Source organism: Lentzea guizhouensis (genome assembly GCF_001701025.1).
GTDB classification, from domain to species: Bacteria; Actinomycetota; Actinomycetes; order Mycobacteriales; family Pseudonocardiaceae; genus Lentzea; species Lentzea guizhouensis.
The window spans coordinates 3,617,631-3,630,298 of sequence record NZ_CP016793.1; the positions used below are offsets into that span (position 1 = coordinate 3,617,631).

The window sequence follows — 12,668 nt, forward strand, 5'->3', positions numbered from 1 at the left end:
GCGCGTCGTCGTGCTCGTCTCCGGTTCCGGAACCCTCATGCAGGCGTTGCTGGACGCCACCGACCTCCCGATCGAGGTGGTCGCCGTCGGCGCGGACCGCGAGAACATCGAGGGTCTCAAGCGCGCCGAACGTGCGGGCGTCCCGCACTTCGCCGTGAAGCTGCGCGACCACGCCGACCGGGCCGCGTGGGACCGCGCGCTGACCGAGGCGGTCGCCGCGCACGAGCCCGACCTGGTCGTGTCGGCGGGCTTCATGAAGATCATCGGTCCTGGGTTCCTGGCCCGCTTCGGCGGCCGGATGATCAACACCCACCCCGCGCTGCTGCCGGCCTTCCCCGGCGCGCACGGCGTCCGCGACGCGCTGGACTACGGCGTGCGCGTGACCGGGTCGACCGTGCACCTGGTCGACGCGGGCGTGGACACCGGGCCGATCCTCGCGCAGGAGGCCGTGGTCGTCGAACCCGGCGACACCGAGGAGACCCTGCACGAACGCATCAAGGTCGTCGAACGCCGGCTGCTCGTGGAGACGGTCGGCAGGCTGGCCCGCGAGGGCTGCACCGTGAACGGACGAAAGGTGAGCATTCCGTGAGCACTCCCGCCGAGAGGCGACCGGTCCGTCGGGCACTGGTCGGTGTCTCCGACAAGGCCGGCCTGCTGGAACTGGCCACCGGCCTGCACGCGGCCGGAGTCGAGATCGTGTCGACCGGCGGCACCGCGAAGGTGCTGGCCGACGCCGGCGTGCCGGTCACGCCGGTCGAGCAGGTCACCGGCTTCCCCGAGTGCCTCGACGGCCGGGTGAAGACGCTGCACCCGCGCGTGCACGCCGGTCTGCTCGCGGACCTGCGCAAGGAAACGCACGCGCAGCAGCTGCGCGACATGGACATCGCGCCGTTCGACCTGCTGGTCGTGAACCTGTACCCGTTCACGCAGACCGTGGCGTCGGGCGCTTCCCCCGACGACTGCGTTGAGCAGATCGACATCGGCGGTCCCGCGATGGTCCGCGCGTCGGCGAAGAACCACGCGAACGTGGCCGTCGTCGTCGACCCGGCGCGCTACGACTGGGTGCTGGAGAACGTGCGCGAGGGCGGCTTCACGCTGGCCGACCGCCAGCGCCTGGCCGCGGACGCGTTCCGGCACACCGCGACCTACGACGTGGCCGTGGCGTCGTGGATGGGCAACGTCCTGGCGCCGGACGACGAGGGCTCCGGCTTCCCCGGCTGGGTCGGCGCGACCTGGAACCGGTCGAACGTGCTGCGCTACGGCGAGAACCCGCACCAGAGCGCCGCGATCTACACGCAGGGCGACGGCCGCGTGGGTCTCGCGTCGGCGAAGCAGTTGCACGGCAAGGAGATGTCGTACAACAACTACCTCGACGGCGACGCCGCGTGGCGGGCCGCGTGGGACCACGAGCTGCCGTGCGTCGCGATCATCAAGCACGCCAACCCGTGTGGCATCGCGGTGTCGACCGTGAGCATCGCGGACGCGCACCGCAAGGCGCACGAGTGCGACCCGGTGAGCGCGTTCGGCGGCATCATCGCGGCCAACCGCGAGGTCACCGTGGAGATGGCCGAGTTCGTCTCGGAGATCTTCACCGAGGTGGTCATCGCTCCGTCCTATGCGGACGGTGCGGTGGAGGTGTTGCAGCGCAAGAAGAACGTGCGCATCCTGGTGGCCGAGGCGCCCTCCCGCGGTGGCGCGGAGATGCGTCCGGTGTCCGGTGGCCTGCTGCTGCAGCAGCGCGACGCCATCGACGCCGACGGCGACTCGCCCGCGAACTGGACGCTGGCGTGCGGCAAGCCGGCCGACGAGCAGACGCTGGCGGACCTGGAGTTCGCGTGGCGCGCCATCCGCGCGGTCAAGTCGAACGCGATCCTGCTGGCGGACAACGGCGCCACCGTCGGCGTCGGCATGGGCCAGGTCAACCGGGTCGACTCGTCGCACCTCGCGGTGACGCGCGCGGGTGAGCGGGCCAAGGGCGCGGTGGCGGCCTCGGACGCGTTCTTCCCGTTCCCGGACGGCCTCGAGGTGCTGCTGAACGCGGGTGTGCGCGCGGTCGTGCAGCCCGGCGGGTCGGTGCGCGACCCCGAGGTGATCGCGAAGGCCGAGGAGGCGGGCGTGACGCTGTACCTGACGGGTACGCGCCACTTCGCCCACTGATCGTCGTCGCGGGGGCCGCTTCCACGCGTGGAAGCGGCCCCCGCCCGGGTCAGAGCTTCGAGACCATCGCTTCCGCGATCCCCCTGGCGGCGGCCTCGAACTCGGCGGTGTCCGCGCGCTTCGGGCTGAACACCCCGACGTCCCAGCCGGTGTGGTCGACCTCGACCACGTGGTCGCCCTTGCGCACGATGATCGAGATGTCGGTGAACGCCGACGTGCCGTCCATCAGCACCGCCGTCGCCTCGTCACCGAGACCTTCGAGCGGCTTCTGCTGCGGCGTGCCCTGGGTGTTGGCCATGGCCATCTGCACGGCCTGCTGGTACGCGTTGTCCTCTTCCTCCGCGTCCTGCGTGACGTAGACGTCGGTGTTGCGCAGGCCCTCGCCGTCGACGCCCTTGGTCTGGTTCCACGAGCAGATCGTGCGCTTGCCCCTGCCCAGGTCCGTCTCGGACGAGCTGCGCTTGTTCGGGTTCGTGGTGCGGGCCTTCTTCAGCGCCGCCTCGGAGACGTTCGAGCAGGCGGCCGGCAGCTGGTCGGAACGCTTGCTGCTGCCCCCGTCCTCGTGCGCGCCGAAGTACAGCACCGCCGCGGTGATGCCGCCGCCGAGCACCAGCAGCGCCACGACCGACAGGGTGATGATCACCGGCGCCTTGCTCTTCTCGGGCGGCGGTGGCGGGCCCCAGCCGGGCTGCGGCGGGTGGCCCTGCCAGCCCTGCTGCTGTGGTGGGTACGGGCCCTGCGGCGGTTGCCGGTGCCAGCCGTGCGGAGGTGGTTGGTTCACGGTTTCCCCAGATAGCGGTGCTTTTCGAGTCACCGTAGAGGACCGTCCGGACCGGTGTGGCCGTGTCCACCAAAAGGGTGATGCCCCGGCATTGACACAGGGGTGCTTGGACGCGCTACGATCATTGCGTTCGTTCGAACAAGAGTTCGAATAGCAAGTCGCCGAACTTCCCGCGGCGGCCGTGCACAGGGGTGCGCACGGTCCGAGACGGGAGGTGGGTGGAGTGTCGAGGTCGGCAACGGCGTCGTTGGCCGCGCTCGGGGTGAACCCGGCCAGCGGACCTGGTGCCGTCGGCTGCCCCTGCCGCTCCCTGCCCGCCGCCTCACCGCCCGCGCCCGCCAGCGCCGTGCCGTGCTGATCGCGTTCGGCACCTGGCCTTCCCCCGACGTGGAACTGACAGCGCGGTCCGTGCGCTGGAACCCGCTCAACGACGGCGCCGACACGTTGCGGCGCCAGGAGATCGACGTGCGCAGCGGTGGCCGCGGTTCGGCGGCCCGGCCGCGGAACGTGGTGCTGGCGTTCGGGGAGAAGGAGATCGAGCTCCCGCTGGTGACCGGTGAACCGGCCCGGCCCGACGAGCCGGCTGATGCCGGTCCGGGCCGGGGTGCCGAGCCGGTCACCAGGCGGGTGAACACGCTGGGGAACAATCGCGTCGGGCGTGACGAGTCGGCTGCCGGGCGAGCGGATGTGCTGGCGCGCAAGGGGACCGGTCGTGGTGAGTCGGCTGCCGGGCGAGCGGACGAGGTGGGGCGCAAGCGCGTCGGGCGTGACGAGTCCGCCGCCAGGCGCGGACGCGGTCGTGGCCAAGTGGGCGGCGGCCGAGCGGGACGAGCTGGCGGCCCGGCGCGCCCGGCAGGCGAGCCGACGCGCACGTCCGCAGGGTCCTTGCCGGGATCCCCAGATCTCATTCTTCCAGGCGGCACCGACAGTTCCGGCGTGGTGGACGACGCTCCCCTCCGCCTGCCCGGTTCGGCGGAGGGGCGGTGAAGGACTCCCGCCTGCTCGTCGTCTGGTGCCCCGACTGGCCCGTGATCGCCGCCTGCACGGCCACCGGCACCAGCCCGCACGTCCCGGTGGCCGTGGTCGACGGCAACGAGGTCGTGGCCACCTCCGCCGTGGCGCGCGCCGAGGGCATCCGCTGGCCGGGATCCCCGATCTCATTCCCCAGCGGCACCGACACCGGCGTGACGCGCTCTCGCCTGCCCGTCGCGGAGGCGTGAGGACTCCGCCCGGCTCGTCGTGGTGGAGCCGGGGCTGGGCGGCAGCGCACGTGGCCGTGGTCGACGGCAACGAGGTCGTGGCCACCTCCGCCGTGGCGCGCGCCGAGGGCATCCGCTGGGCCATGCGCAAACGCGTGGCCGAGTCGATGTGCCCCGAGCTGGTCACCTTCGACCGCGACCCGCAGCGCGACGCGCGGTTCTTCGAGCCCGTCGCGGAGGCGGTCGAGGAGCTCGCGCCCGGCATCGAGGTGGTGGAGCCGGGGCTGGTGGCGGTGCAGGCGCGGGGACCGGTCACCTACTTCGGGACCGCCGAGCACGCGGCCGAGCGGATCGTCGACCACGTCGCCACCAGGACCGGGACCGAGGCGCAGGTCGGGGTGGCCGACAGCCTGTTCGGAGCCACGAAGGCCGCGCACCGCAACGTGGTCGTGGCACCCGGCGGCACCGCGGAGTTCCTCCGGCCGCTCGGCGTGCACGAGCTGCCGGCGCCGGAGCTGGTCGACCTGCTCAGGAGGCTCGGCCTGAAGACCCTCGGCGCGTTCGCGGACGTGCCGGAGAACGCGGTGGCGTCGCGGTTCGGCGGGCCGGCGACGAAGCAGCACCGGATGGCGCGGGGGCTGCCGGAGCGGCCGCTCGACAAGCGCAGGCCGGCGCCGGAGCTGGCGGTCACGCAGACGTTCGACGAGCCGGTCGAGCGGATCGACTCGGCCGCGTTCGCCGCGAAGACGCTGGCGGAGGAGCTGCACGCGAACCTGGCCGACCGCGGGCTGGCGTGCACGCGGCTCGGCATCCACGCGCGCACCGAGCACGACGAGGAGCTGCACCGGGTGTGGCGGGCCGCGGAACCGTTGACACCGCGGGGGATCGCGGACCGGGTGAGGTGGCAGCTGGACGGCTGGCTCACCCGCGAGCGGCTCACGTCGGGCATCAGGACGCTCACCCTCGACCCCAGTGAGGTCGTCGACGGCACCGCCTTGCAGCTCGGGTTGTGGGGCCACGACGACGAACGCGCGGTCAGGGCGTTGCTGCACGTGCAGGGGTTGCTGGGGCCGGACGCGGTGCTGGTGCCGGTGCTCGACGGCGGACGGGGGCCGCGGGAGCAGGTCCGGCTCGTGCCGTGGGGGGACGAGCGAACGCCGGTGCAGAACCCAGACCATCCGTGGCCCGGCCGGCTCGCCCGCGCGCCCGCCACGCTCAAGGACGAACCCGCCGAGCTCACCGACGCTGCCGGCAACCAGGTCGGCGTGACCGGACGGCTCGAGCTCACGGCACGGCCCAGAGAAGTCACCGCGAACGGCAGAACGCGGGACGTGGTCGCGTGGGCCGGGCCGTGGCCGGTGGACGAACGGTGGTGGGCACCGGACGCGCACCGGGCCGCACGGGTGCAGGTGCAGACCGAGGACGAGGCGTTCCTGTTGGTCCGCAGGAACCAGAGGTGGTTCCTGGAAGGGGTGTACGACTGATGTTCGACGACTACGAAGCCTTCGAGGTCCCCGAGGGCCTGGAGAACCTGATCCCGGCACCGCGCAGGGCACCGGATGAGCTGGAATAACCCGCCGGTCCGCTGGAAGGACCTGGAACGGGCCCTGTCCGGCAAGCCCCACGAGCAGAAGCCCGACGGCGGTGACGGTCCCGCCTGGTCCCGGCGCCGCGACCGGTACACCGCGCCGCCGGGTTTCCAGCTGCGCGCGAACGAGCAGGTCACCCGCATGCGCGTGCCGTACGCGGAGCTGCACTGCCATTCGAACTTCAGCTGGCTCGACGGCGCGAGCCACCCGGAGGAGCTCGTCGAGGCGGCGCAACGACTCGAGCTCGACGCCATCGCGTTGACCGACCACGACGGCATGTACGGCGTGGTGCGGTTCGCCGAGGCGGCGAAGGAACTGGGCGTGCACACGGTGTTCGGCGCGGAGCTGAGCGTCGGCCTGAGCAAGCCCGCGAACGGCGAACCCGACCCCGAGGGCGACCACCTGTTGTTGCTGGCGTGCCGGCAGGAGGGCTACCACCGGCTGTGCCGCACGCTCACCACCGGCCACCTGCACGACGACGCGGAGAAGGGCAAGCCCGTCTACGACCTCGACCAGCTGCTGGCCGACACCAGGGGCGAGGTCGTGGCGTTGACGGGCTGCCGCAAGGGAACCGTGCGCCGCGCGCTCACCAGGGAGGGGCCGGAGGCGGCGTTCCGCGAGCTGGTCCGGCTCACCGACCTCTTCGGCAAGGAACGCGTCTACGTCGAGCTCACCGACCACGGCCTGCCGGAGGACAGCCGGCGCAACGACCTGCTGCACGCGATGGCGAAGCACCTCAAGCTCCCCGTCGTGGCAACGAACGCCGTGCACTACGCGACTCCGAACCGGGGCAGGCTCGCCGCCGCGATGGCCGCGGTCAGGGCACGCAGCAGCCTCGACGAGATGGCCGGCTGGCTACCGCCGTCACCGGCCGCGTTCCTGCGCAGCGGCGAGGAGATGATGCACCGGTTCCGCCGCTTTCCCGGTGCCGTGCACAACGCCGCGCTGCTCGGCATGCAGCTCGCGTTCGACCTGAGGCTGGTCGCGCCGCAGCTGCCGCCGTTCGACGTGCCGCCCGGCCACACCGAGATCACCTGGCTGCGCGAGCTGACCTGGCAGGGCGCGCACCGCCGGTACGCCGACTCCGAGCACCGGGAGCGGGCGTTCGGGCAGATCGAGCACGAGCTGAAGGTGATCGAACAGCTCGGCTTCCCCGGTTACTTCCTCGTGGTGCACGACATCGTGCGGTTCTGCGAGCAGAACGGCATCCTCTGCCAGGGCAGGGGCAGCGCCGCGAACTCCGCGGTGTGCTACTCGCTCGGCATCACCAACGTCGACGCGGTCCGGTTCGACCTGCTCTTCGAACGCTTCCTCGCCCCCGCCCGCGACGGCCCTCCCGACATCGACGTCGACATCGAGTCCGACCGGCGCGAGGAGGTCATCCAGCACGTCTATCGCAAGTACGGCCGCCGCCACGCCGCGCAGGTCGCGAACGTCATCACCTACCGCGCCCGGTCCGCCGTGCGCGACATGGCCCGCGCGCTCGGCCACTCACCCGGCCAGCAGGACGCGTGGAGCAAGCAGATAGACCGCTGGGGCCCGCTCCACACCACCACCGACGACTGCGACATCCCCGACTCGGTGCTGGAGCTCTCCGCGCAGCTGGAGAACTTCCCGCGCCACCTCGGCATCCACTCCGGCGGCATGGTGATCTGCGACCGCGCGGTCAGCGAGGTGTGCCCGGTGGAGAAGGCGCGCATGGCCGGCCGCACGGTGCTGCAGTGGGACAAGGACGACTGCGCGTCGATCGGTCTGGTGAAGTTCGACCTGCTCGGCCTCGGCATGCTCTCCGCGCTGCACTACGCGATCGACCTCGTGCGCGACCACGAGGGCGTCGAGGTCGACATCGGCAATCTCGACCTGAACGACCAGCGCGTCTACGAGATGTTGCAGAAGGCCGATTCCGTCGGTGTCTTCCAGGTGGAGAGCCGCGCGCAGATGGCGACGTTGCCTCGGTTGAAGCCGCGCGAGTTCTACGACCTGGTCGTCGAGGTCGCGCTGATCAGGCCGGGCCCGATCCAGGGCGGCTCGGTGCACCCGTACATCCGGCGCCGCAACAAGCAGGAGGAGTGGGACTACGACCACCCGCTGCTGGAGAACGCGCTGAAGAAGACCTACGGCGTGCCGTTGTTCCAGGAACAGCTCATGCAGATCGCGGTCGACGCCGCCGGTTTCACCGCCGCGGAGGCCGACGAGCTGCGCCGCGCGATGGGCGCCAAACGCTCGACCGCCAGGATGGAACGCCTGCGCGACCGCTTCTACGAGGGTTGCGCGGCGAACGGGATCGGCGCGGAGCTGGCGGGCCGCATCTACGCGAAGCTGCTGGCGTTCGCCAACTTCGGCTTCCCCGAGTCGCACGCGTTGTCGTTCGCGCACTTGGTGTTCGTGAGCGCGTGGTTCAAGCTCTACCACCCGGCCGCCTTCTGCGCCGCCCTGCTGCGCGCCCAGCCGATGGGCTTCTACTCACCGCAGTCGTTGGTGATCGACGCGCGCCGCCACGGCGTGACCGTGCACGGCCCATGTGTCAACGCATCTCTACCGCACGCGACGCTGGAACCCTTCGAGGGCAAGAACGCCGTCCGCACGGGCCTCGCCGCCGTCCGCGGCGTCGGCCAGTCCGACGCCGAGCGGATCGTTGCGGCACAACCGTTCCGCGACATGGAGGACTTCGGCTCGCGCGTGCAGCTCACCACCGCCCAGGTCGAGGCGCTGGCCACGGCGGGCGCGTTCGCGTGCTTCGGCCTGGAACGCCGCGAGGCCCTGTGGGCGGCCGGCGCGGTGGCCGCGATCCGCCCCGACCGCCTGCCCGGCACCGTGACCGGCGTCGACGCGCCGTCGTTGCCCGGCATGGACGAGGTGGAGCTGGCCGTGGCCGACGTCTGGGCCACCGGCCTGTCCCCGGACAGCTTCCCGACCCAGTTCGTCCGGTCCAAACTGGACGCGATGGGCGCGTTGCCCACGATCACCCTGGCCGACGTGAAGCCGGGAACCCGCGTGCTCATCGGTGGTGCGGTCACCCACCGCCAACGCCCGGCGACGGCGGGCGGCGTCACGTTCCTCAACATCGAGGACGAGACCGGCATGGTCAACGTGGTGTGCTCGCCGGGGTTGTGGGCGCGGTACCGGCGGATCGCGCGCAGCAGCGCCGCGATGCTGGTGCGGGGGACCGTCGAGTCGGCCGACGGGGTGGTCAGCCTGCTGGCGGACCGCCTGCAGCACCTCGACCTGCGGATTCCCTCGAAGTCGCGGGACTTCCGCTGAGTCAGCCCTGTTCGGCGCGCCGCTGTTCCCAGCGCTCGATGATCTCCTCGGCGGTGGCCTTGTCGATCGGGTCGAACCTGCCGTCCTGCCGGCCGCGGTGCCAGTCCTCGCGGATGTAGCTGTCCCGCCATCCCGTGCCCGGGAGGTATCGCTGCTCCTGTTCGCCGCCCTGCTCGGTCGTCCACGTGCGGAGCACCCCGGTGGGATCGTCCACGGTGGATCCGTCCAGCCAGGCGAGGTAGGAGTAGGGCCGGCCGTCCCAGGTTTCGTCACGGCGCACCCAGTCGCGGACCGAGTCTTGAAACCGCGCCGCTCTCTCCTCGTCCACCCGGCGCACCTCGACGCCATGGGCAGCCGCGTCGCTCGTTGTCGCGCTGCGCATCGCCGTGCTGGGCACCCACACGAGCTGGCTCGTGAACACCTCCTCGTGCACCTGTCCGTCGTCGTCCACCCAACGCCGGCACATCACCAGGGGGTCCTCCGGAGATGGGCGGTCCGGCGTGAGGATGGCGAAGTACTCGTACTGCTGTGCCACCTGGGTCTCGTTTCATCAGAGGAGACGCGCCCCTCGCGGGTGCGAGGGGCGCGCAGGCATCATCACCCCAGTTTCAGCTCAGGGAAGTGAACGGCTCCCGGGGGAGGGGTGATCGGGTCGAAGATCTCGGACGACTTCGAGTTCTCGAACACGTCGTCGGCCTCGATCCTCTTGATCTCCTCCTGTTCCCAGGGGAACAGTTCACCGCGATCGGGGTTCCTGCCCTCGCTGATGGCCTTGTTCTTGATCGCGTTGATGGCCGCTCGATTGGCTCGGCGGTTGTTGTAGTGCGGTTCTTCTTTCTTCTTCGCCTTGAAGCTCTCCTCGGTGTGGATCTGGACCTCGAAGAGCTGTTTTTTGTCCTTCGTCCAGAAAGTCAGGTTGATCCCGGGGTAGTTGCTCAGACGGTTGCCGTACTTGTCGTACTTGGGAGTCAAGGACCTGTGCCAGAAGTTCTTCGCGCCGGCCAGCTGATAGCCCTTCTTCGTGAGCGCGTCGATCACGTCGTAGAGCCCGACGCTGTACTTCTCAGGCGAGAGGACGTAGGTGTACCTCACCGTGTCGTTCAGCTTCAGCCTGACGTCCGCCGGCGACTTCTTCGAGCCGCCTTCCCACATCTCCTCGAAGAGCTTGCGGAAGAACGACTTGTCGCCCTTGACCTCGAGCCGCTCGTCACCGGGCAGGGGGTTCCTGCCAGGACGCTCCGCTCGCGCGATGTCCGCGACATCGTCGATGTCAGGGGTGATGAGCTTCTCGGCCGCCCTCATCTCATCGAGGTGTGCCAGGCCCCAGGAGTGGTCGTCCGCGTCGATCCGGATCTTGAGGGCACCGATGTCGTGGCGGTACTGACCGTTCTCGATGGTCGGGTTCTGGTACCCGCAGCCGGGATCCGCTGCCGCCGCCATCAACCCCGAGACGCAGGGCGTGCCCCGCTCGACCTTGAGCTTCGCGCCGTCGAGCTTGGCCATGCCGTTCTCGATGCGCAGCGTGCCGCCCTCGACGCGCACGATCGCGCCGTCCAGGTTGGCGAGGTCGCCCTCCAGCTGCCGGGAGTAGGACTCCATGCGGTAGAGCCGGCCGTCGACGACCGCAACCGCGTTGTCGATCTTGCCGACGTTGCCCTCGACGCGGACCTTGGCGCTGAGGATCTCACCCAGCGAGCCGGGGAGCCGGTCGGGCACGGTGTCCTGGAGCTTCACGAGGAAGCTCCGCAGGTCCGCGATGTTGTCGAGGACCTTGCCGGTGCCCTTGGCGAGGGCGTTCTTCATCAGGCCGAGCGTCCTGGTCACGGTCGCGCCGCCGCCGCTGGCGACCGCGCCCACCGCACCGAACGACAGGTCCCACAGCGTCAGGCCGAGCGCCTTCGCCGGGTTCTCGTGCCACACGTCCAGGTGGATCAGCGTGTACGGGTTCTGGACCGTGTAGACCAGCCCGTCCCAGATCTGCTTGCACGAGTGGAAGTCCCCGAACACCGAACCGCCGACGCAGTCGAGGCCGGTGAGCAGCCCGTCCAGCGTGCCCTTGGCGCCCTCGACGATGCCCTCGCCGATCTGCTTGTAGAGCAGCGACAGCTTGTCCTTGCCCTCGCGCATCAACTGACAGGCAGCCTGGTCGCCGGCGGCACACCGGGCACCGGTCAGCATCGAGTCGGCCGCTGCCTCGGTGTAGGCCCTGAGACCGTTCTTGGTGACCTCCTCGACCTTGTTGGCCGCGCGTTTGCAGTCCTCGAAGTTGAAGACGGGGTTGTCCAGGCACCTGTCGATCGTGAGGATGCCCCTGGCGAGCTCGAGGTTGAGCTCGGCGGCCTTCCTCGCGGCCTCGTCCCGCGCGATCTGCTCGGCCCTGTCGAGCCGGACGCGGTACTCGTGGACGTCCTGGATGCGGTCGGCCACCGACTGGATGAACTGCTGCACCTTGTCGGCGTTGGCCCGGGCCATTGTGTAGATCTGCTCGGTCGCCGCCGCCGCCCGGTCCGCACTCGCCGCGGAGGCACTGGCGGCCGCGGCGGCGTTGCCGGCGGCCACGGCGTCCTGCTGGGCGTTGTTGGACCACCGGCCGGCGGTGCCGGCCGCGGCGTGTGCTCCCTGCGCGTGCTGCACGGCCTGGTTGGCCGCGTCGTTCGCGACCTGGGCGTACTGCGCCGCCTGGTTCGCGGACTCCGCGGCACGGGCGGCCGCCTCGTACGCGGGCTTGACGTCCGCGACGGCGTCGTCGGCCGCCTTGGACGCCCTGACCGCGGCTTCCGCTGCCTCCGCTGCCTTCTCCCTGGCCAGCCGGGACTGCTCCTCGCTGATGAGCAGTGCGTCGGCGACGACCTGCAACGCCCTGCGCGCATCGGCGTTGAGTGCCGCGTACGGCTTGAGGATCGCGTCGACGGCCCGCGACGCGTCGATCACGAGGGTGGCGGACGCGGCCGCCGCCGAGGCAGCCCGGTCGGCGACCACGGACTGGAAGACGGCCTGGTTCGCCTCGCGCACCGAGGCTTCCGCCTCCTGCTGGGTCATCTCGGCCGACGCCTTGGCGCCCAGCGCCACGTTGACCGCTTCCAGCGTGATCCGGTGCGCCTCGTCGGCGGCCCGGCGCGGTCACGGCGGTCGCGTTGTCGCGCGGCCTGGGCTGACGCGCTGGCGGCTTCCGTGCGGCCTGAGCCGACGCGGCCGCGGCCGAGGCCCAGCCCGCCGACTCGTTCGCGGCACCGCGGGCCACGTCGACCTGGCCGCGGATCTCCCTGGTGACCTCCTCGACGTTCTCGCCGCGTTCCCTGGCGACCTGCTCGCGGTTGCGGAGCTCGAGCTCCATCCGCTCCAGGCTGATCATGTTGGCGTTGTGCACCAGGCCGATCACCTGGACCTGGTTCTGGATGGAGCGGACCTTGTCGACAGCGGCGTCGTGCTCGCCGGCCAGTCGCGTGGCCTCGGCGTTCGCGGCGTAGGCCGTGTTCGCCGCGGCGGCCGCGTTGCGTGCGGCGCCCTGGGCGTTGATGCGGTGGTTGCGGGCTGCCGTCGCGTGGCGCTGTGCGTCGGCTGCCTTGGCGGCGGCGATGTTCTTCTGCTGTTCCGCACGGTTGCGGGCGGCGATCGCGATGTCCTGCTGCTTCTTCGCCGCCTCGGCCAGCTCGGCCGCCTTGGCCGCCTGGCGTTCGGCCT

At 70.9% G+C, this 12,668-nt stretch carries 10 protein-coding genes; 7 read left to right on the top strand and 3 right to left on the bottom strand.

Annotated elements, in window-relative coordinates; translation table 11 throughout:
• Window positions 1-37 precede the first annotated feature (37 nt).
• Both purN and purH read left to right on the top strand, forming a co-directional pair.
• Window positions 38-589: a phosphoribosylglycinamide formyltransferase gene (gene purN, locus BBK82_RS18170; RefSeq protein WP_179953787.1), complete on the top strand. Its 552-nt coding sequence runs from the start codon at window positions 38-40 to the stop codon at window positions 587-589.
• Window positions 586-2,157, top strand: coding sequence for a bifunctional phosphoribosylaminoimidazolecarboxamide formyltransferase/IMP cyclohydrolase (gene purH / locus BBK82_RS18175; protein WP_065916059.1), 1,572 nt, complete (start codon window positions 586-588; stop codon window positions 2,155-2,157). Before purN ends, purH begins: the two co-directional genes overlap by 4 nt.
• 49 nt (window positions 2,158-2,206) lie before the next feature.
• Here purH and BBK82_RS18180 read toward each other — a convergent pair whose 3' ends face one another.
• Window positions 2,207-2,938, bottom strand: coding sequence for a hypothetical protein (locus BBK82_RS18180; protein ID WP_065916060.1), 732 nt, complete (start codon window positions 2,936-2,938; stop codon window positions 2,207-2,209).
• Between the two features lie 223 nt (window positions 2,939-3,161).
• Here BBK82_RS18180 and BBK82_RS55810 point away from each other — a divergent pair, with 223 nt between their 5' ends.
• The 5 genes from BBK82_RS55810 to BBK82_RS18200 all read left to right on the top strand — a co-directional run bounded on the left by BBK82_RS55810 (window position 3,162) and on the right by BBK82_RS18200 (window position 8,987).
• Complete coding sequence (locus BBK82_RS55810) at window positions 3,162-3,296, top strand: hypothetical protein (RefSeq protein ID WP_257785466.1); 135 nt, start codon at window positions 3,162-3,164, stop codon at window positions 3,294-3,296.
• Complete coding sequence (locus BBK82_RS50305) at window positions 3,290-3,925, top strand: hypothetical protein (RefSeq protein ID WP_065916061.1); 636 nt, start codon at window positions 3,290-3,292, stop codon at window positions 3,923-3,925. Before BBK82_RS55810 ends, BBK82_RS50305 begins: the two co-directional genes overlap by 7 nt.
• Complete coding sequence (locus tag BBK82_RS50310; RefSeq protein WP_065916062.1) at window positions 3,922-4,158, top strand: hypothetical protein; 237 nt, start codon at window positions 3,922-3,924, stop codon at window positions 4,156-4,158. The genes BBK82_RS50305 and BBK82_RS50310 overlap by 4 nt, the downstream gene beginning before the upstream one ends.
• Complete coding sequence (locus tag BBK82_RS18195; protein ID WP_154697371.1) at window positions 4,155-5,621, top strand: DNA polymerase Y family protein; 1,467 nt, start codon at window positions 4,155-4,157, stop codon at window positions 5,619-5,621. Before BBK82_RS50310 ends, BBK82_RS18195 begins: the two co-directional genes overlap by 4 nt.
• 75 nt (window positions 5,622-5,696) lie before the next feature.
• Window positions 5,697-8,987 carry an error-prone DNA polymerase gene (locus BBK82_RS18200; protein WP_065916064.1) on the top strand — a complete coding sequence of 1,097 codons (3,291 nt, stop codon included), beginning with the start codon at window positions 5,697-5,699 and terminating at the stop codon, window positions 8,985-8,987.
• A gap of 1 nt (window position 8,988) precedes the next feature.
• Here BBK82_RS18200 and BBK82_RS18205 read toward each other — a convergent pair whose 3' ends face one another.
• Window positions 8,989-9,522 carry a hypothetical protein gene (locus tag BBK82_RS18205; protein ID WP_065916065.1) on the bottom strand — a complete coding sequence of 178 codons (534 nt, stop codon included), beginning with the start codon at window positions 9,520-9,522 and terminating at the stop codon, window positions 8,989-8,991.
• A 62-nt stretch (window positions 9,523-9,584) separates the two neighbouring features.
• A complete protein-coding gene (locus BBK82_RS18210) occupies window positions 9,585-12,056 on the bottom strand; it encodes a hypothetical protein (RefSeq protein ID WP_065916066.1) in 2,472 nt (823 codons plus the stop codon).
• Between the last annotated feature and the right edge of the window lie 612 nt (window positions 12,057-12,668).